Origin of the sequence: Pseudomonas palleroniana (assembly GCF_003031675.1) — a bacterium.
GTDB lineage: Bacteria > Pseudomonadota > Gammaproteobacteria > Pseudomonadales > Pseudomonadaceae > Aquipseudomonas > Aquipseudomonas palleroniana.
In genome coordinates, this window is record NZ_PYWX01000089.1 from 1 (window position 1) to 18,869 (window position 18,869).

Genomic DNA, 18,869 nt, shown 5'->3' on the forward strand with positions numbered 1-18,869 from the left:
TCATGCGTATTAGCCTGTAAACCATGTCCCCGGTTAGAAATGTAAACGATGTCCCCGGTTTGTACCGGGGCAAGCCCGCTCACTACGGAGTTTGGTCGCGGCAGGCTCTCTTAACTGACTAGCATTAGGGCTTGCCCCCTCCCACACAGTTGTTTAAGCGCTGAAACCACCATCGATAGTCAGACTGGCGCCTGTGATATAGCCGGCTTCCGGCCCCGCAAGATAAGCGACGAAGCTGGCAATCTCTTCCACATGCCCATACCGACCCACCGCCATCAACCCAATCAAACTATCTGCAAAATCACTGTTCGCCGGGTTCATGTCGGTGTCCACCGGCCCAGGCTGCACGTTGTTGACGGTGATGCCACGCGGCCCCAGGTCCCGTGCCAGCCCTTTGGTCAGCCCCACCAGCGCGGATTTGCTCATGGCATACGGCCCGCCACCGCCAAACGGCATGCGCTCGGCGTTGGTGCTGCCGATGTTGATCACGCGGCCACCGTCTTTCATGTGTTTGGCGGCTGCCTGAGTGGCGATAAACACGCTGCGCACGTTGATCGCCAGGGTCTGGTCGAAATCTTCCAGCTTGAACTCTTCCAGCGGCCCGATGGCCAGCACACCGGCGTTGTTCACCAGGATGTCCAGGCCGCCGAACGCTGCAACGGTGGTGTCGACCGCCTGGCGTATCGCCGTGGCATCGGCGCTGTCGGCATGAATCGCCAAGGCCTTGCCGCCTTCGCTGATCACGCTGTTCTGCAATGCTTGCGCCTTGTCAGCCGAGCTGACGTAGGTAAAGGCGACGGCTGCACCTTGCGCGGCGAGGCGCTTGACGATGGCGGCGCCGATGCCGCGGGAACCGCCTTGGATCAAGGCAACTTTGCCGCTGAGGTTTTGTGTGGTCATGTCGATCTCCGAGCTGTTCAAGGCGGGATGCCTTGTGGTTGGAAGCGAGTATCGACCTGGGCCATCGCGTCCGGTAGACCGTGATTGCTATAGTCTGTGTAAACCAAAAGTTTAGAGTGGGGCGATATGGAGAGCTTTGGCGGTATCGAATGCTTTGTGCGCAGCGCTGAAGGCGGCAGTTTTGCCGAAGCCGCCCGGCACCTGAGCCTAACCCCCGCGGCGGTGGGCAAAAGTGTTGCCAAGCTGGAAGCGCGCCTGGGTGTGCGCTTGTTCCAGCGCAGCACCCGGCGCCTGACCTTGACCGAAGCCGGCCAGCTGTTTCTCGAAGAAGTCGGCGCCAGCCTCACCACCATTCAAAATGCCGTGGCCAACCTGGCCAGTGCGCAGGGGCGCCCGGTGGGCACGCTCAAGGTCAGCATGGGCACGGTGTTCGGTAATCGCTACGTGGTGCCGTTGCTGGGCAAGTTCATGCAGCGCTTTCCGGATATCAGTCCGGACTGGCATTTTGATAACCGCCAAGTCGATCTGATCGGCCAGGGTTTTGACGCGGCGATCGGCGGTGGATTCGAATTGCCCCAAGGGGTGGTTGCACGCAAGCTCACGCCGGCCCATCGGGTGCTGGTGGCGGCGCCGGCCTATCTCGCACAGTGCCCGCCCGTTTTGCATCCCGAAGATCTGGCGAGTTGCAGCGGCATCTTGATCCGTTCGCCGCAGACTGGCCGCGTGCGCTCCTGGCAACTCACCAGTCGGGAGCGCGAGCACCGCCCGCTGGTGCTCAAGCCCGGCATGACCATGAGCGACTCCGAGGCGGCGTGCTGCGCCAGTGCCCAAGGTTTAGGCATTGCGCTGGTGAGCATGCCGATGGCAGTGCCGTTCCTCGACAGCGGTGAGGTGGTGCGGGTACTGCCTGATTGGTACGTCGACGACGGCAACATTTCACTCTATTACGCCGAACACAAACTGCTGCCCGGCAAGACCCGGGTATTTGTGGATTTCATCATCGAACAGTTTGCCGAGCAGGGGCTGGGGCAAAGGTTCAGCGCAGTTTGAATGTGGGGCTTGCTCCCGATGGATTGCGCAGCAGGCCCAGCCCTTTCAAACCCAAAGCAGGGGCCGCTTCGCGGCCCATCGGGAGCCAGCCCCCTCCCACAGTGACAGCGTTAAGCCTCCACTGACGGGCATCAGGACCGGCCCGGCCAGCCAATCACTTTTTTCGGTCGTGGCGTTGCATAGGTCCGGATCTTCGACGTCGACAAGCCCAGGCGCACCAGCGACTCGGCAATGGTCACCGCCGCTGTCACGCCATCCACCACCGGTACGCCCGTGCGCCGGCGAATCTGTTCGTCCAGCCCGGCCATGCCGCCGCAACCCAGGCAGATCACCTCGGCCTTGTCCTCACTGATGGCCAGTTCCGATTGGCGCACGATGGCCTCCATCGCGGCCAAAGGGTTTTCTTCCAGCTCCAATACCGCCATGCCACTGGCTCGCACCGAGGCGCAACGCTGGTACAAGCCTGCTAGTTTCAGGCGGTCTTCGATCAGCGGCACGGTGCGGTCCAGGGTGGTCACCACTGAATAGGCGTGGCCCAGGAACATCGCAGTGCTGGCGGCCGCTTCGGTGATGTCCACCACCGGCACATTCAGCAACTCCTGCAAGCCTTCACGGCCGTGCTCGCCGTAACCGGCCTGAATCACCGCATCGAACGGCTGGTCGTAGGCCATCACCCGATCCATCACGGCAATGGCCGCCAGGTAACTTTCAAAATTGCCTTCTACCGATTCTGCGCCGAAGTAGGGGGTGAGCCCGACGATCTCGGTGCCGGGCGAAGCCACGGCCCGCGCCTGTTGGGCGATGGTGTCGGTGATGGATTCGGTGGTGTTGACGTTGACCACGAGGATACGCATGGAGTGTCCTTGATTAGTGACTGACGTTATCGACTGCAATGCTTTCGCCGCTGACATCGGCGTAGAACGCTTGGCGCTTGGCGATCAACCGGTACAGCAACCCTGCAATACCGGCGCCAAACAACCAGGAAAACGGCGCGACACCGGAAAAACCAGGCAACAGCGCCAGCAGAATCGCGATCACCGCCGCAGGCACAAACGCCGCCACTGCGCGCAAATTGACCCCGTGGCTGTAGTAATAAGCACCGTTGGGATCTTCGCTGTACAGCTGCAGCACATCCACCCGGCTTTTACGGATCAGCCAATAATCGACCATGATCACTCCGTACAACGGCCCCAGCAGCGCACCCAGGCCGGAGAGGAAATACACGATCACCAGCGGGCTGTTGTAGAGGTTCCACGGCAGGATCAGCACCGCCACGGTGGCGCTGATCAACCCGGCGCGACGGAAGTTCAGGTACTTGGGCGCCAGGTTGCTCAGCACGAAGGCAGGTGCCACGAAGTTGGCCATGATGTTCACCGCCACGGTGACGATCAGGAAGGCCAGGCAGCCCAGCACCAGGAAGAAGGTATTGGGGATGGCGGCGATGATTTCGGTAGGGCTTTCGATCACGCGGCCATTGAGTTGGAATTGGCCGCCGCACAGCAGCACGGTGATCGCCGCGAATACCAGGATGTTCACCGGCAAGCCCCAGAAGTTGCCCACCAGGATGGTCTTGCGGCACGGTGAAGAGCGGGCGAAGTCGCAGAAATTAAGGATCAGCGTGCCATAGATGGATAGCCACAACGCGCCGCCGGCAAAGATATTGCGCCACATCTCGCCGCCGCTCAGCGGCTCGCGGATCGACCAGGCGATATCACCTGCGGTCTGGAAATACATCCAACCGGCCAATGAGGCTACGGTCACCAGGATCACCGGCCCGGCGAAGGCTTCGTAGCGACGCACCATCTCCATGCCATACGCCAGGATCGCCAACTGCACGAACCAGATCGTCACGAAACACACCCAGCCCAGGGTCGACAGGCCAAGGATCGAGTTGTGGTCATAGTCGGCAAAGCCTGGATGAATCGCCGATAGCAACACGCGGAAAACCACCGACGCCAGGTAGGTCTGGATACCGAACCAGGCAATCGCAATGACGGCGCGAATCAGCGCGGGGATCTGTGCGCCATGAATACCGAAGCTGATACGGCTGATCACCGGAAACGGCACACCGGTTTTCTGCCCCATAAACCCCGACAAGTTCATGAAGAAGTACACCAGTGCCGCGCCGATACCCAGGGATAACAGGATCTGCCAGCCGCCGAGCCCCAACGCATACAGGCCGATGGCAAATGAATAGTTGGCGATGTTGTGCACATCGTTGGTCCACAGCGCAAAAATGCTGTAGCGCCCCCAGCGTCGGCCTTCGCGCTTGGTGGGTGCCAGGTCTTTGTTGTGCAGGCGCGGGCTGAGCACCAGGGGGCCAGGGCTTGTAGCCTCGGGGGCCAGGGCGGAGGAGGGCAGATCCAGTGCGATGTTATTCGAAAGACTTGTACGCATTCCGGCAGGCTCCAGCGCATCTGCGAGCGAGCCGCGGATGGCAAAGTGTATGTATGATTTGTGTTTATTGTATACAAAACCTATTTCACCTTAAGCCACATGCGTGCCAGTTTTCGATCTATTAAACGGCTGTCTAATTTCGTTTTTATATGTATTTTTGATAACTATCTGAATTTGAATGGATATAAATTGACCATTTGAACAGGTATTTATTTTTGAAGGCCGCACGAAGCTGATTCCGAGCAAAATAATGCAAGGGCGCGGGTGTTACGTTTTGGTGCTGTGACGAAAAAGATGCACACATAAATGGCACCGATCGTTACATCTGTGTGTACATTTTCATGGGTAACACAAAACAAATGTGGGAGGGGGCTTGCTCCCGATAGCGATGTGTCAGTAACCAGTAATCTGGCTGAACCACCGCTATCGGGAGCAAGCCCCCTCCCACAGTCTTTTTACAGCCTCAGCTTCATGCCTTGCTGATGATATTCCCTGCATGCAGCCCGCATTCCTTCTGGGTTGCCTCCTCCCACCACCAGCGGCCTTCGCGCTCATGTTGGTTAGGCAGTACGGGGCGGGTGCAGGGCTCGCAGCCGATGCTGATGAAACCGCGCTCATGCAGGCTGTTGTACGGCAGCTCCAGCATGCGGATGTAACCCCAGACCTCCTCGCTGGTCATCTGCGCCAGCGGGTTGAACTTGTACAGGGTGCGCTCCGGTGTGGAAAACGCGCTATCGATTTCCAGCGCCGCCACCTGGCTGCGGGTGCCGGGGCTCTGGTCGCGACGCTGGCCGGTGGCCCAGGCGCTCACGCCGGCGAGTTTACGGCGCAGCGGCTCGATCTTGCGCACGCCGCAGCATTCGCCATGGCCGTCCTTGTAGAAGCTGAACAGGCCCTTTTCCTTGACGAAAGGTTCCAGCTTGCTCTGGTCGGGCGAAATCAATTCGATGTCGATCTTGTAGAACTCGCGCACCTGCTCGATGAACCGGTAGGTCTCCGGGTGCAGGCGGCCCGTGTCGAGGCTGAAGACCTTGACGTTCTTGTTCAGCTTCCAAGCCATATCGACCAGCACCACATCCTCGGCACCGCTGAAGGAAATCCACAGGTCATCGCCGAACTGGCTGAATGCCAGCTTGAGAATATCCTGGGCGGATTTGTTGGCATAAGTCGCGGCGAGTTCGGCGACGTCGAAGGCTTGGTTCATCAGGACGGTTCCTACAGGTCAGTGGCGCTGAGCGCTCTATAGGGGAGTGATGGTATCAAATCCACCCTGCGTTGCGGCGACGGGCTTGAGTCGCTAGAGTTCGGCAGTCCTTGTACTCGCTCAACTTATAACAACCAACGGGAGTGTCTTGTGGAAATTGCCTGTCTTGACCTGGAAGGGGTGCTGGTTCCGGAAATCTGGATCGCCTTCGCCGAAAAAACCGGTATTGAGTCCCTGCGGGCCACCACCCGCGACATTCCCGACTACGATGTGCTGATGCAGCAACGCCTGCGGATCCTCGACGAACACGGGCTCAAGCTCGCCGACATCCAGGCAGTGATCGCCACGCTCAAACCTCTGGACGGCGCCATCGAGTTCGTGAACTGGCTGCGTGAGCGTTTCCAGGTGGTGATCCTGTCAGACACCTTCTACGAATTCTCCCAGCCGCTGATGCGCCAACTGGGATTCCCGACCTTGCTGTGCCACCGCCTGATCACTGATGAAAATGACCGGGTGGTGAGCTACCAACTGCGCCAGAAAGATCCCAAGCGCCAGTCGGTACTGGCCTTCAAGAGCTTGTACTACCGCGTGATTGCCGCAGGTGACTCCTACAATGACACCAGCATGCTGGGCGAAGCGGACCGTGGGATTCTATTTCATGCGCCGCAAAACGTGATTCGTGAGTTCCCGCAGTTCCCGGCGGTGCATACGTTTGAGGATTTGAAGAAAGAATTTATCAAGGCGTCGAATCGGGCGTTGAGCCTGTAACGACACCCTCGATCAGGCGTCTGCCAGCAAACTCTCATAGGGAATGCGCAAGCCTTCATGCAGGCGTTTGATCATTGACAGGCTGAGCTTACGCTTGTGGTTCAGCACCTCAGACACCCGTCCACTGGTGCCGATAAAGGGTTCCAGGTCGCGGGCGGTCATGCCAAGTTGTTCCATGCGAAACCTGATGGCCTCCACTGGGTTGGAAGGCGGCATGGGATAATGCTCCGCCTCGTATTTTTCGACGAGTATTGCGAGGATTTCCAGCTCGTCTCCCGCCAGTGAGCCTTTTTCAGCTCCCCACAGTTGTTCAATACGCGTAAGCGCAGCGGTCAGGTCTTCCTGAGAATGAATAGGTTTGATGTTCATCACACGGTCTCCGCGTTGATCTGGTCGTACTGCGCGTGGGTTCCTACGAAACGTATGAACCCCAGCTGACGCTGATAATCGATCGCCATGATCACTCGATACTTGTTGCCACCCACGTTGAAAACAACCCTGCCACCTTTGAGAATGCTCGCTGTTCTGAGCTCTGCTTTGAGTGCTTGGGGTGTCGGGTAAATGGCCTTCTCCATATGACGAAACAGTTCGACCAGTGGCGTTTTGGCGTCGATCTGCGCTGGGTGGCTTTCCCAGAATATCCGTAAGGTTGATAGAGCGATTATCCGCATCGCTGATACCTCCCAACTTGGGAGATGATAGGTGGGGTCAGGTTGGGATGCAATCTCGGAAATGATTTCTGGCGAGTGTTTAATCGCTTCATGTGATCCTTCACAGACGGCGGTTGGACGGTCAGAGCTGGACGCTAACCTGCAACTCGCACCCGGTCCACGGGTGTTCTGATTCAGATTTTTTCTCGCCGGGATCCTTTCTTTCGAGACGCTGGGTTGGCAGGGACGCTACAGGTTTTCCAAAGTTTGCAGCAACACCCGCACCTTCGTCAGCGATTCCTGATACTCCGCCTCCCACTCTGAATCAGCGACTATCCCGCCGCCGCCCCAGCAGCATACTTGCCCGTCCTTGACCAGCAGGCTGCGGATGGCGATGGAGCTGTCCATCTCGCCACGCACGTCCAGGTACATCAGCGAACCGCAGTACAAACCGCGCCGCGTCGGTTCCAGTTCGTCGATGATCTGCATGGCGCGGATCTTCGGGGCGCCGGTGATGGAGCCGCCGGGGAAGCTGCCGGCGATCAGGTCGAGGGCGTCTTTGCCGTCGGCCAGCACCCCTGTGACGCTGCTCACCAAGTGGTGCACGTTGGGGTAACTTTCCAGGCTGAACAACTCCGGTACTTTCACCGAGCCGATGCGGCAGGTGCGGCCGAGGTCGTTGCGCAACAGGTCGACGATCATCAGGTTTTCGGCACGGTCCTTGGGGCTGGCCAGCAACTCGGCGGCGTTGGCGGCGTCGTCTTCGGGCGTCAAGCCGCGGGGGCGTGTGCCTTTGATCGGGCGGGTTTCGACCCGGCGTTCGCTGATGTGCACAAAACGTTCGGGCGACAGGCTCAGTACCGCGCCATCGTCCGGCAGGCTCTGGAAACCGGAGAAGGGCGTCGGGCAGGCTTGGCGCAGTGCGCAGTAAGCGATCCACGGGTCGCCAGCGCAGGAGGCCCGGAAGCGCTGGGTGAAGTTGACCTGGTAGCAGTCGCCGGCCTGGATGTAATCCTGGATGCGTACGATGGCCTGCCGGTACGCCTCGGCGCTGAGGTCGGGCGCCATGGGCCCCAGCAGCGTGAAGGGCGCCCCTGGCTCGGCCACCGGTTGGCCGAACAGCGTGATCAAACGTTGTTGCTCGCTGTCGGCCAATGCCGGATGGAATACAAGCTGGCTGGTTTGTGCCTGATGATCGCTGATCAACGCCCAGGCATACAGGCCGAAGCGCGCATCCGGCAGGTGCAAGTCATCCGCCGCAAGGTGCGGCATTGGCTCCAGGTGCCGACCAAAGTCATAGCTCAGGTAGCCGATCAGCCCGCCGGTAAAGGGCAGTTCATAACCGGCAGGCAGATCCGCCCGACCCAGTTGCGCAAGGTTTTCCCGCAAACGCTGCAGGAAACCGTCACCACGTTCGTCAGGTAATACCGTCAGCGTCGCTTGCGGCCAAGCGCTGAGCAGGTCATAGCGCCCACGCTCGGCCGCAGGTCGGCCGCTGTCCAGCAGCACGGCCCCAGGCGCGTGGCGAATCGCCGCAAAATACTCGGCGGGGTTGGCCCGGTAGGGCAGTGGGTGTACGGAACAAGTCAGCATTTAGCCTTCAACCGGTGGGATATGCCCAAACATTTCCTGCACGATTTTCACCCGCTCCTGCGGGGTTTCCGTCACGCCGGCCGACTTCAACGCTTCCAGCCGCGCTTCTACCGCATGGGTACGCAGGGTCAGGCCGCAGTCGTTGGCGATCTGGATATTCAGCCCTGGCCGGGCATTGAGCTCAAGGATCAGCGGGCCTTTTTCCTGGTCCAGCACCATGTCCACGCCGATATAACCCAGCCCGCACAACTCATAGCAGCTGGCGGCGAGTGTCATGAAACCGTCCCAGTAGGGCAGTTGCACACCGTCCACGGCATTGGTGGTATCGGGGTGTTTGGTGATGATGTTGTTCAGCCAAGTACCGCGCAGGGTCACGCCGGTCGCCAGGTCGACGCCGACGCCGATCGCGCCCTGGTGCAGGTTGGCCTTGCCGCTCGACTGGCGAGTGGGCAAGCGCAGCATGGCCATGACCGGGTAGCCCATCAGCACGATGATGCGGATATCCGGCACGCCTTCGTAGCTGATGCTTTTGAAGATCTGGTCGGGCACCACGCGGTATTCGATCAAGGCGCGATCGCGGTGGCCACCCAGGGAATACAGGCCGGTGAGGATGCTGGAAATCTGATGTTCGATTTCCTCATGGGTCAGCAACCTGCCGGATACCGTGCGATAGCGCCCTTCAAAGCGGTCGGCGACCACCAGGATGCCATCACCGCCGGCGCCCTGGGCCGGCTTGATCACGAAGTCGCTGCGCCCATCGAGGATCTCGTCGAGCTTGTCGATTTCCTTTTCCGTGGAAATGATCCCGTACATTTCCGGCACATGGATACCGGCGGCGATGGCGCGTTCCTTGGTGATGATCTTGTCATCCACAATCGGATACAGGCTGCGCTTGTTGTACTTGAGCACATAGTCGGCATTACGCCGGTTGATGCCCATGATCCCCCGTGCCTCCAGGGCCTTCCAGGTTTTCCAGAAGCCGAACATTATGAATCAGCCTTGAGGAAGGCCTTGAAACGCACCAGTTCGGTCAGGCGGTAGCCGCGATAGCGCCCCATGGCCAGCATGAAACCCACCAGGATCAACAGGATCGCCGGGAAGGTGAACACGAAGTAGATCAGTTCCGGCACGCTCATGATCAGGTGCGCCAGGGTTGCGGCGAACAGTGTGCCGATCGCCACTTTCAATGCATGGGTGGCGCCGCGCTCTTCCCAGGTGATCGACAGGCGTTCGATGGTCATGGTCAGAATCACCATCGGGAACAGCGCCACCGACAGCCCGCGTTCCAGCCCCAGCTTGTGACTGAACAGGCTGATGGCCGCGATCAGTACGACCACGAAGGTCAGTACCACCGACAGCCTGGGCAGCATCTGCAGTTTCAAGTGTTCCAGGTACGACCTGAGCGACAGGCCCAGCGCCGTGATGATGGTGAATAACACAATACCGAAGCCCAGCTGCGTCTCGCGGAACGCCAGGGCGATCAGCACCGGGGTAAAGGTGCCCAGGGTCTGCAGGCCGATCAGGTTGCGCAGGATCAGGATCACCAGCACGCCGATCGGGATCATCACCATGATCATGAAGGTCTGCTGGGTTTGCAGCGGCAGCCCGTACAGTGAGTATTCGAGGAAGTTGGCGTCGGTGTTCTCATCGGTCAGCTTGGCCAGGCGAATGGCGTTCATTTCGCTGTTGTTCAGGCTGAAGGTCACGGCGGCTTTCTTGCCGCCCTCTACCGTGATCAGGTTTTCATCGCCGGTCCACCACAGCAGGCGGTCGGCCGGCAGGCCCTGTTCGCCGGTTTCCGGGTTGAAGTACAGCCAGTCATTGCCATTGAAACTGCGCAGCCACAGCTCCGGGGTCTGCGGTTGGTCGGCCACCAGGCGCAGGGTGTGCACCTTTTCGATCGGCACGTGGGCAATCGACAGCAGCAGCTCGACGATCTTGGCTTTGTGAGGTGTCGACGGGTCGCCGGCCAGCAGCAGCTTCACATTATCGTCGTTGAGGTTGTTGGTGCGCTTGATGGCCTCGCCGATAAACGTCTCGACGTCGGCCGAGTGCTGGCGGATCGGCGCGAGCAAGGCTTCGGCGGCGATCTTTTCCGGGCCTTCCACGGCAATGCTGTCGCGGAAGGTCGGGCCCTTGACCTTGAGCTTTTCGCCGCTGTAGCGCTTGGTCAGCACGAGGCGGTAGTACAGGGTTTGCTTGCCCTTGGCCCGGCGTGCCGACCAGGTCACCTTGCGGTTGCCATCGGTACGGTTGACGCTCACCCCATAGTTGTTCGAGATGAAGCTTTCATTGAGGCTGACGAAGTCGCGGCTCAGCGGCGGCACGAACATCGAGATTTTGACCGGGTCCTTGGGGTTGGCGACGAACTCGACCTTGGCGTCGATGTTCCACAGGTCGTCAGTGGCGTCCTCGGTCACCGGAATACCCAACACGAAAATCTGGTAGGCGGTGACCGAAATACCCAGCACCACCAGAATGGTGATCAGGATTTTCAGGTGCAGGGTCAGAGAGCGCATTCGGTTTACTCGGCGGTATAAGCGTCGGCGGCGCAGGCAGGTTTGCCCGCTGCGTATTTGAGACTGGGGTCGACCAGCGCATCAAAGCGTTTCAACGCTTCGGAGCCGATCAGCAGCGGATATTGGAATGCGCTGCGGTCAGTCAAGTTCACTTCGATGCTGCGTATCGTGGTGCCCATGCAGACATCCAGGGCTATCACCGGGCGGGCGGTGTAGTGCTTGTCCTCATCGGGTGAGTAGTCACCGGCGCGGCGCTTGATCTTGCTGACGCGGGCCAGGGGCAGTTCGATGGGGTGGGAATGGGCGGTGTCGATAGCCAGGTAAAAGCGCACCCAGGATTCGCCATTGCGCTTGAAGCGCTTGATATCGCGGGCGCTGAGCGACGCGGTCTTGGCGCCGGTATCGAGTTTGGCCGCCACTTCCAGGTCGATCCCGGTCAGCTTGGCGTATTCATTCAGGCCATACACGGTCTTCTCGGCGCCAGCGCCAAGACCCGATACGCACATCAGGCAAATCAATAGAAGGAAGGGCTTGAGTCTCATAAATCCTGAGGCGGTGCCATGCGATGTTCAATTCAAGGCGACTGGCATTGCTGCGCAAACTCCCTCGTGCGCCGTTTCATCAGGAGATGTCAGGCGAAAGCGGCGGGCATTCTAACATGATGCTTTTGCGACGCCAGCGCTGGCAGGCGGCCATGCCCCTGGAAGGGGCGGCAGGGGTTATTAGACGATTGTCGACAATATGTATTTATTCTTTGACTATCAGGGGCTGATTAGCTAGTTTTTGCGGCATTGCTTTTAAAGGTGTCGACAATATGCTGGATCAACTGGAAAGCCCAGTGATGGCGCAAGACGATTCCCAGACCATGTCCGAGAACGTCTTCCGGCGTATCCAGGCCGCCATCGTCAAGGGTGAGATCGCCCCCGGCAGCAAGATCTCCGAACCGGAACTGGCGCGCACCTACGGCATCAGTCGTGGCCCGCTGCGTGAGGCGATCCACCGCCTGGAAGGCCAGCGCCTGCTGGTGCGTGTGCCGCATGTCGGCGCCCGGGTGGTGTCCCTGAGCCATGCCGAGCTGATCGAACTCTATGAAATCCGCGAGTCCCTCGAAGGCATGGCCTGTCGCCTGGCCGCCGAGCGCATGACCGACGCCGAAATCGAGGAGTTGCGCCAGGTACTGCACACCCATGAACGCGACGAAGCCTTCCAGGCCGGCCTCGGTTATTACCAGCAGGAAGGCGACTTCGACTTTCATTACCGGATCATCCAGGGCGCCGGCAACCGCACCCTGACCCAAATGCTCTGCGGCGAGCTGTACCAGTTGGTGCGCATGTACCGCATCCAGTTCTCCGCCACGCCCAATCGTCCACGCCAGGCTTTTGCCGAGCATCACCGCATTCTTGACGCGATCGCCGATCGTGACGGTGAACTGGCGGAGTTGTTGATGCGCCGTCATATCGGTGCCTCCAAACGCAACATCGCCCGTCACTTTCCAGACACTACCCCCTAACGAGGTGAGTCATGAGTTCCACTAACAACAGCACTCCAGGCCAGCGTTTCCGTGACGCGGTCGCCAGCGAACAGCCTTTGCAGGTGGTCGGCGCGATCAACGCCAACCACGCCCTGCTGGCCAAGCGCGCCGGCTTCAAGGCGATCTACCTGTCGGGTGGCGGGGTGGCTGCCGGATCCCTGGGCGTACCGGACTTGGGGATTACCGGCCTGGATGACGTGCTGACCGACGTGCGCCGCATCACCGATGTGTGCGACTTGCCGCTGCTGGTGGACGTGGACACCGGTTTCGGGTCCTCGGCGTTCAACGTGGCGCGTACCGTCAAGTCGATGATCAAGTTCGGCGCGGCGGCCATCCATATCGAAGACCAGGTGGGTGCCAAGCGCTGCGGCCATCGTCCGAATAAGGAAATCGTGTCCCAGCAGGAAATGGTCGACCGCATCAAGGCCGCCGTGGATGCGCGCACCGACGACAGCTTCGTGATCATGGCGCGCACCGACGCGCTGGCGGTGGAGGGGCTGGAGTCCGCCCTGGAGCGTGCCGCCGCCTGCATCGAGGCCGGTGCCGACATGGTGTTCCCGGAAGCCATCACTGAGCTGGAGATGTACAAGCTGTTCGCCTCCCGTGTGAAGGCCCCGATCCTGGCTAACATTACCGAGTTCGGCGCGACGCCGCTGTACACCACCGAACAGTTGAAATCTGCCGATGTTTCCATCGTGCTGTACCCGCTCTCGGCCTTCCGCGCCATGAACAAGGCCGCCGAAAACGTCTACACCGCGATCCGTCGCGACGGTACCCAACAGAACGTGATCGACACCATGCAAACCCGCATGGAGCTTTACGATCGCATCGACTACCACACCTTCGAGCAGAAGCTCGACGCGTTGTTTGCCGCGAAAAAGTAAAGCGGCATGCCTCCCTAATAAATTCAAGATTGGAGAACGAACATGGCTGAAGCAAAAGTACTGAGTGGCGCCGGCCTGCGTGGCCAGGTCGCCGGGCAGACCGCACTGTCCACCGTGGGCCAGGCCGGTGCCGGCCTGACCTATCGCGGCTACGATGTGCGCGAGCTGGCCGCCGAGGCGCAGTTTGAGGAAGTCGCCTACCTGCTGCTGTACGGCGAATTGCCGAGCAAGGCCGAATTGGCCGCCTACAGCGCCAAGTTGAGCAAGCTGCGCGACCTGCCGCAAGCCCTCAAGGAAGTGCTGGAGCGCATCCCCGCCGATGCCCATCCGATGGACGTGATGCGCACCGGTTGCTCGTTCCTGGGCAATATCGAGCCGGAGAAGGATTTCAGCGTGCAGCGCGACGTCACCGACCGCCTGCTCGCCGCTTTCCCGGCGATCATGTGCTACTGGTATCGCTTCAGCCACGACGGCCAACGCATCCACTGCGTAACGGACGAGCCGACCATCGGTGGTCACTTCCTGCACCTGCTGCACGGCAAGAAGCCCAGCGACCTGCACGTCAAAGTGATGAACGTGTCGCTGATCCTGTATGCAGAGCATGAATTCAACGCGTCGACCTTCACTGCCCGCGTATGTGCGTCGACCCTGTCCGACCTGTATTCCTGCGTCACGGCGGCCATCGGTTCGTTGCGCGGCCCGCTGCACGGGGGGGCCAACGAAGCGGCGATGGAAATGATCGAGCGTTTTTCGTCCGCGCAGGAGGCCGTCGAAGGCACCCTCGGCATGCTGGCGCGCAAGGACAAGATCATGGGCTTCGGCCACGCGATCTACAAAGACAGCGACCCGCGTAATGAAGTGATCAAGGGCTGGTCGAAAAAGCTGGCTGACGAAGTGGGCGACACCGTGTTGTTCCCGGTGTCCGAAGCCATCGACAAGACCATGTGGGAGCAGAAGAAGCTGTTTCCCAACGCCGACTTCTACCATGCCTCGGCCTACCACTTCATGGGGATCCCGACCAAGCTGTTCACCCCGATCTTCGTCTGCTCGCGCCTGACCGGCTGGGCCGCGCATGTGTTCGAGCAGCGTGCCAACAACCGCATCATCCGTCCAAGCGCCGAATACATAGGCGTCGAACAGCGCAAGTTCGTGCCAATCGAACGTCGCTGAATGGGAGATTGGCGGTCCTGAATGGGTAACCGGATCAAATGTGGAAGGGGGCTTGCTCCCGATAGCGGTCAGCTACAGATGTATCGACTGACAGTCCGCTTTCGCGAGCAAGCCCGCTCCCACATTTGGATCTCATTCCAATTCCGGATGCACGCCGGTTCTCCTTTTGTAGCCACCGTGACCGAGTCCTGACGATGAACACTGAATTTCGCAAACCGCTACCCGGCAGTCGCCTGGATTACTTCGACGCTCGTGCGGCAGTCGATGCAATCAAGCCTGGCGCCTACGCCACCTTGCCTTATACCTCCCGCGTACTCGCCGAGAACCTGGTGCGCCGCTGCGACCCGGCCACCCTCAACGCGTCCCTGGGCCAGTTGATCGAACGCCGGCGCGACCTCGATTTTCCCTGGTTCCCCGCGCGCGTGGTGTGCCACGACATCCTCGGCCAGACCGCCCTGGTCGACCTTGCCGGCCTGCGCGATGCCATCGCCCAGCAAGGCGGCGATCCGGCTCAGGTGAACCCGGTGGTGCCGACCCAACTGATCGTCGACCACTCCCTGGCCGTCGAAGCCGGTGGTTATGATCCGCAGGCATTCGAAAAAAACCGCACCATCGAAGACCGTCGCAACGAAGACCGTTTCCACTTTATCGAGTGGACCAAGAAGGCGTTCAAGAACGTCGATGTGATCCCGCCAGGCAACGGCATCATGCACCAGATCAACCTGGAGAAAATGTCTCCGGTGATCCAGGTGCGCGACGGCGTGGCGTTCCCGGACACTTGCGTCGGCACTGACAGCCATACGCCGCACGTCGACGCACTGGGCGTGATCGCCATCGGCGTCGGCGGCCTTGAAGCCGAAAGTGTGATGCTGGGCCGCGCCTCATGGATGCGCCTGCCGGAAAGCGTCGGCGTCGAACTGACCGGCAAGCTGCAACCGGGCATCACCGCCACCGACATGGTGCTGGCGCTGACCGAGTTTCTGCGTAAACAAAAGGTCGTGGGGGCGTGGCTTGAGTTCTTCGGTGAAGGGGCTTCGGCGCTGACCCTGGGCGACCGCGCGACCATCTCCAACATGGCCCCGGAATACGGCGCCACGGCGGCGATGTTCTACATCGACCAACAGACCATCGCCTATCTGAAGCTCACCGGCCGCGAAGACGAACAAGTCACCCTGGTGGAGCAATACGCCCGCCACACCGGCCTGTGGGCCGATGACCTGAAGAGCGCGCAATACGAGCGTGGCCTGACCTTTGACCTGTCCAGCGTCGTGCGCAACATGGCGGGGCCGAGCAACCCGCATGCGCGCGTGGCGACCCGGGACCTGGCATCCAAAGGCATCAGCGGCGAGTGGGACGAGGTTCCCGGCCAAATGCCCGACGGCGCGGTGATCATTGCGGCCATTACCAGTTGCACCAACACCAGCAACCCGCGCAACGTGATCGCTGCCGGCCTGCTGGCGCGCAACGCCAACAAGCTGGGGCTGACGCGCAAACCCTGGGTCAAATCTTCGTTGGCGCCGGGTTCGAAAACCGTGGCCATGTACCTGGAAGAGGCCGGCCTGGGCCATGAACTGGAAAAACTCGGCTTCGGCGTGGTGGCGTTTGCCTGCACCACCTGCAACGGCATGTCCGGCGCCCTTGACCCGGTGATCCAGCAGGAAATCATCGATCGCGACCTGTACGCCACGGCCGTGCTCTCGGGTAACCGCAACTTCGACGGGCGTATTCACCCGTACGCCAAGCAAGCCTTCCTCGCCTCGCCGCCGTTGGTGGTGGCCTATGCGATTGCCGGCACCATCCGTTTCGATATCGAGAAGGACGTGCTGGGCCTGGATGCCTCGGGCAAGGAAATCCGCCTGCAAGACATCTGGCCGAGCGACGAAGAGATCGACGCGGTCGTCAAGGCTTCGGTCAAGCCGGAGCAGTTCCGCCAGGTCTATATCCCGATGTTCGCCATCCACGAAGACACCGGGCCGAAAGTCGCGCCGCTGTACGACTGGCGCCCGCAAAGCACCTATATCCGCCGCCCGCCGTACTGGGAAGGCGCGCTGGCCGGTGCGCGGCCGCTCAAGGGTATGCGCCCGCTGGCGGTGCTGCCGGACAACATCACCACCGACCACCTGTCACCCTCCAATGCGATCATGCTCGACAGCGCCGCAGGCGAATACCTGGCGAAAATGGGCCTGCCGGAAGTCGACTTCAACTCTTACGCGACGCATCGCGGCGACCACCTGACCGCGCAGCGTGCCACCTTCGCCAACCCGAAACTGTTCAACGAAATGGTGGTTGAAAACGGCAAGGTCAAGCAGGGCTCCCTGGCGCGCATCGAGCCGGAAGGCAAAGTCACGCGGATGTGGGAGGCCATCGAAACCTACATGGAGCGCAAGCAACCGCTGATCATCATTGCCGGTGCCGACTACGGCCAGGGTTCCTCCCGCGACTGGGCGGCCAAGGGCGTGCGCCTGGCCGGTGTGGAAGCGATTGTTGCCGAGGGTTTCGAGCGCATCCACCGCACCAACCTGGTGGGCATGGGCGTGCTGCCGTTGGAGTTCCTGCCGGGCACCGACCGTCACACGTTGAACATCGATGGCAGCGAAACCTATGACGTGGTCGGTGCACGCACCCCGCGTGCGCAACTGACGCTGGTGATCCATCGCAAAAATGGCGAACGTGTCGAAGTGCCGGTGACTTGCCGCCTGGACACCGCCGAAGAAGTATCGATCTACGAGGCGGGCGGCGTGTTGCAGCGCTTCGCCCAGGACTTCCTGGAATCGGCGGCCACCGCCTGAAGAGGATAACCATGGCACACGCAGCGCAAATCAGGATCCCCGCCACTTACATGCGTGGCGGCACCAGCAAGGGGGTATTTTTCAGCCTCAAGGACCTGCCCGAAGCGGCGCAGGTGCCGGGCGCCGCGCGCGACGCCTTGCTGTTACGGGTGATCGGCAGCCCCGACCCGTACGACAAACAGATCGATGGCATGGGCGGCGCCACATCGAGCACCAGCAAGACGGTCATCCTGTCGAAAAGTACCCGCGCCGATCACGACGTGGATTACCTGTTCGGCCAGGTCGCCATCGACAAACCCTTTGTCGACTGGAGCGGCAATTGCGGCAACCTGTCGGCGGCGGTGGGTTCGTTCGCCGTCAGCGCCGGGCTGGTCGACCCGGCCCGCGTGCCGCATAACGGCGTGGCCGTAGTGCGGGTGTGGCAGGCCAATATCGGCAAGACCATCATCGCCCATGTGCCGATCACCGACGGCTCCGTGCAGGAGACCGGTGACTTTGAACTGGACGGCGTGACCTTCCCGGCTGCCGAAGTCCAGCTGGAGTTCATGGACCCGGCGGCGGAAGAAGAGGGCGGCGGCGGTTCGATGTTCCCCACCGGCAACCTCGTCGACGACCTGGAGGTGCCGGGTGTCGGCACCTTCAAGGCGACGTTGATCAACGCCGGTATCCCGACGATCTTCATCAACGCCGAAGATCTCGGCTACACCGGCACCGAGCTGCAAGGCGCGATCAACAGCGACCCGAAAGCCCTGGCGATGTTCGAGACCGTGCGGGCCTACGGCGCGCTGCGCATGGGGCTGATCCAGAATCTGGATGAAGCTGCCCAACGCCAGCACACACCGAAGGTTGCGTTTGTGGCCAAGCCTGCGGATTACCTGTCATCCAGCGGCAAGGCAATCAAGGCTGCCGACGTAGACCTGCTGGTGCGCGCGCTGTCCATGGGCAAGTTGCATCACGCGATGATGGGCACGGCGGCGGTGGCGATTGGCACGGCGGCGGCGATTCCCGGCACCTTGGTCAACTTGGCGGCCGGCGGCGTGGCGCGCAATGCGGTGCGCTTCGGGCATCCGTCCGGCACGTTGCGCGTGGGCGCCGAGGCCAGCCAGGTAGAGGGTGAGTGGGTCGTCAAGAAAGCCATCATGAGCCGCAGTGCACGGGTGTTGATGGAAGGCTACGTACGCATCCCCGGCGACGCCTTCTAAAGCCCGACATCAATCCAGTGTGGGAGGGGGCTTGCTCCCGATGACGGAGTGTCAGCCAATCCAGTTTTCGCTGACCCACCGCTATCGGGAGCAAGCCCCCTCCCACTTTTAGCTGGTGTTCACTTCGGTCTATACGCTGCCCTCGACAGCGCATAGCGTCCCCACGCGGCGATGCGTTCTAAAGCCCGACATCAATCCAGTGTGGGAGGGGG

General features: G+C 60.8%; 17 protein-coding genes. 7 read left to right on the plus strand and 10 right to left on the minus strand.

Translation table 11 applies throughout. The features are described from left to right. Window positions 1-153: 153 nt before the first annotated feature. Window positions 154-900 carry a 3-oxoacyl-ACP reductase family protein gene (locus tag C9383_RS26920; RefSeq protein WP_090372328.1) on the minus strand — a complete coding sequence of 249 codons (747 nt, stop codon included), beginning with the start codon at window positions 898-900 and terminating at the stop codon, window positions 154-156. 126 nt (window positions 901-1,026) lie between these two features. Between C9383_RS26920 and C9383_RS26925 the strand changes: the two genes are divergently transcribed. Next, window positions 1,027-1,950: a LysR family transcriptional regulator gene (locus C9383_RS26925; RefSeq protein ID WP_090369253.1), complete on the plus strand. Its 924-nt coding sequence runs from the start codon at window positions 1,027-1,029 to the stop codon at window positions 1,948-1,950. Between the two features lie 131 nt (window positions 1,951-2,081). On the opposite strand, the gene C9383_RS26930 is transcribed toward C9383_RS26925, so the two are convergent. The 3 genes from C9383_RS26930 to C9383_RS26940 all read right to left on the minus strand — a co-directional run bounded on the left by C9383_RS26930 (window position 2,082) and on the right by C9383_RS26940 (window position 5,551). Then, the gene (locus C9383_RS26930) at window positions 2,082-2,804 is read right to left on the minus strand and encodes an aspartate/glutamate racemase family protein (protein WP_060756248.1); all 723 of its coding nucleotides are present in this window, start codon (window positions 2,802-2,804) and stop codon (window positions 2,082-2,084) included. Window positions 2,805-2,817: 13 nt separating this feature from the next. After that, window positions 2,818-4,347: an NCS1 family nucleobase:cation symporter-1 gene (locus C9383_RS26935; protein ID WP_090369255.1), complete on the minus strand. Its 1,530-nt coding sequence runs from the start codon at window positions 4,345-4,347 to the stop codon at window positions 2,818-2,820. Window positions 4,348-4,816: 469 nt separating this feature from the next. Beyond that, complete coding sequence (locus C9383_RS26940) at window positions 4,817-5,551, minus strand: phosphoadenylyl-sulfate reductase (RefSeq protein ID WP_090369257.1); 735 nt, start codon at window positions 5,549-5,551, stop codon at window positions 4,817-4,819. A 150-nt stretch (window positions 5,552-5,701) separates the two neighbouring features. Here C9383_RS26940 and thrH point away from each other — a divergent pair, with 150 nt between their 5' ends. Continuing rightward, the gene (gene thrH / locus C9383_RS26945; RefSeq protein WP_090369259.1) at window positions 5,702-6,319 is read left to right on the plus strand and encodes a bifunctional phosphoserine phosphatase/homoserine phosphotransferase ThrH; all 618 of its coding nucleotides are present in this window, start codon (window positions 5,702-5,704) and stop codon (window positions 6,317-6,319) included. A gap of 12 nt (window positions 6,320-6,331) precedes the next feature. Here thrH and C9383_RS26950 read toward each other — a convergent pair whose 3' ends face one another. The 6 genes from C9383_RS26950 to rloA form a co-directional block, all read right to left on the minus strand. Further along, the gene (locus tag C9383_RS26950) at window positions 6,332-6,688 is read right to left on the minus strand and encodes a helix-turn-helix domain-containing protein (RefSeq protein ID WP_090369262.1); all 357 of its coding nucleotides are present in this window, start codon (window positions 6,686-6,688) and stop codon (window positions 6,332-6,334) included. After that, on the minus strand, window positions 6,688-6,990 hold the full coding sequence (locus C9383_RS26955; RefSeq protein ID WP_090369264.1) for a type II toxin-antitoxin system HigB family toxin: 303 nt from the start codon (window positions 6,988-6,990) through the stop codon (window positions 6,688-6,690). Before C9383_RS26955 ends, C9383_RS26950 begins: the two co-directional genes overlap by 1 nt. Window positions 6,991-7,218: 228 nt before the next feature. Beyond that, window positions 7,219-8,562, minus strand: a complete 1,344-nt coding sequence (pabB, locus tag C9383_RS26960) for an aminodeoxychorismate synthase component I (RefSeq protein ID WP_090369267.1) — start codon at window positions 8,560-8,562, stop codon at window positions 7,219-7,221. Then, complete coding sequence (locus tag C9383_RS26965; protein ID WP_060756243.1) at window positions 8,563-9,549, minus strand: alpha-L-glutamate ligase-like protein; 987 nt, start codon at window positions 9,547-9,549, stop codon at window positions 8,563-8,565. Then, window positions 9,549-11,081 carry an osmotic stress tolerance membrane protein RloB gene (gene rloB, locus C9383_RS26970; RefSeq protein WP_060756242.1) on the minus strand — a complete coding sequence of 511 codons (1,533 nt, stop codon included), beginning with the start codon at window positions 11,079-11,081 and terminating at the stop codon, window positions 9,549-9,551. The genes C9383_RS26965 and rloB overlap by 1 nt, the downstream gene beginning before the upstream one ends. Window positions 11,082-11,086: 5 nt before the next feature. After that, complete coding sequence (gene rloA, locus C9383_RS26975; protein ID WP_090369269.1) at window positions 11,087-11,623, minus strand: retropepsin-like aspartic peptidase RloA; 537 nt, start codon at window positions 11,621-11,623, stop codon at window positions 11,087-11,089. A gap of 272 nt (window positions 11,624-11,895) precedes the next feature. Here rloA and C9383_RS26980 point away from each other — a divergent pair, with 272 nt between their 5' ends. The 5 genes from C9383_RS26980 to prpF all read left to right on the plus strand — a co-directional run bounded on the left by C9383_RS26980 (window position 11,896) and on the right by prpF (window position 18,657). Next, on the plus strand, window positions 11,896-12,591 hold the full coding sequence (locus C9383_RS26980) for a GntR family transcriptional regulator (RefSeq protein WP_060756240.1): 696 nt from the start codon (window positions 11,896-11,898) through the stop codon (window positions 12,589-12,591). An 11-nt stretch (window positions 12,592-12,602) separates the two neighbouring features. Further along, entirely contained in the window at window positions 12,603-13,496 is an 894-nt protein-coding gene (gene prpB, locus C9383_RS26985; protein ID WP_060756239.1) for a methylisocitrate lyase, read from the plus strand. Window positions 13,497-13,538: 42 nt separating this feature from the next. Next, window positions 13,539-14,666 carry a bifunctional 2-methylcitrate synthase/citrate synthase gene (gene prpC, locus C9383_RS26990; RefSeq protein WP_060756238.1) on the plus strand — a complete coding sequence of 376 codons (1,128 nt, stop codon included), beginning with the start codon at window positions 13,539-13,541 and terminating at the stop codon, window positions 14,664-14,666. 194 nt (window positions 14,667-14,860) lie between these two features. After that, entirely contained in the window at window positions 14,861-17,455 is a 2,595-nt protein-coding gene (gene acnD, locus C9383_RS26995; protein WP_090369271.1) for a Fe/S-dependent 2-methylisocitrate dehydratase AcnD, read from the plus strand. A gap of 11 nt (window positions 17,456-17,466) precedes the next feature. Beyond that, window positions 17,467-18,657 (plus strand): 2-methylaconitate cis-trans isomerase PrpF, encoded by a 1,191-nt coding sequence (gene prpF, locus C9383_RS27000; RefSeq protein ID WP_090369273.1) that lies wholly within the window; start codon window positions 17,467-17,469, stop codon window positions 18,655-18,657. Window positions 18,658-18,869 lie beyond the last annotated feature (212 nt).

Excerpts from the sequence above, each read along its gene's own strand:
- C9383_RS26920 (WP_090372328.1), bottom strand. The coding sequence starts at position 900 with ATGACCACACAAAACCTCAGCGGCAAAGTTGCCTTGATCCAAGGCGGT.
- C9383_RS26925 (WP_090369253.1), top strand. The coding sequence starts at position 1,027 with ATGGAGAGCTTTGGCGGTATCGAATGCTTTGTGCGCAGCGCTGAAGGC.
- C9383_RS26930 (WP_060756248.1), bottom strand. The coding sequence starts at position 2,804 with ATGCGTATCCTCGTGGTCAACGTCAACACCACCGAATCCATCACCGAC.
- C9383_RS26935 (WP_090369255.1), bottom strand. The coding sequence starts at position 4,347 with ATGCGTACAAGTCTTTCGAATAACATCGCACTGGATCTGCCCTCCTCC.
- C9383_RS26940 (WP_090369257.1), bottom strand. The coding sequence starts at position 5,551 with ATGAACCAAGCCTTCGACGTCGCCGAACTCGCCGCGACTTATGCCAAC.
- C9383_RS26950 (WP_090369262.1), bottom strand. The coding sequence starts at position 6,688 with ATGAACATCAAACCTATTCATTCTCAGGAAGACCTGACCGCTGCGCTT.
- C9383_RS26955 (WP_090369264.1), bottom strand. The coding sequence starts at position 6,990 with ATGCGGATAATCGCTCTATCAACCTTACGGATATTCTGGGAAAGCCAC.
- pabB (WP_090369267.1), bottom strand. The coding sequence starts at position 8,562 with ATGCTGACTTGTTCCGTACACCCACTGCCCTACCGGGCCAACCCCGCC.
- C9383_RS26965 (WP_060756243.1), bottom strand. The coding sequence starts at position 9,549 with ATGTTCGGCTTCTGGAAAACCTGGAAGGCCCTGGAGGCACGGGGGATC.
- rloB (WP_060756242.1), bottom strand. The coding sequence starts at position 11,081 with ATGCGCTCTCTGACCCTGCACCTGAAAATCCTGATCACCATTCTGGTG.
- rloA (WP_090369269.1), bottom strand. The coding sequence starts at position 11,623 with ATGAGACTCAAGCCCTTCCTTCTATTGATTTGCCTGATGTGCGTATCG.
- C9383_RS26980 (WP_060756240.1), top strand. The coding sequence starts at position 11,896 with ATGCTGGATCAACTGGAAAGCCCAGTGATGGCGCAAGACGATTCCCAG.
- prpB (WP_060756239.1), top strand. The coding sequence starts at position 12,603 with ATGAGTTCCACTAACAACAGCACTCCAGGCCAGCGTTTCCGTGACGCG.
- prpC (WP_060756238.1), top strand. The coding sequence starts at position 13,539 with ATGGCTGAAGCAAAAGTACTGAGTGGCGCCGGCCTGCGTGGCCAGGTC.
- acnD (WP_090369271.1), top strand. The coding sequence starts at position 14,861 with ATGAACACTGAATTTCGCAAACCGCTACCCGGCAGTCGCCTGGATTAC.
- prpF (WP_090369273.1), top strand. The coding sequence starts at position 17,467 with ATGGCACACGCAGCGCAAATCAGGATCCCCGCCACTTACATGCGTGGC.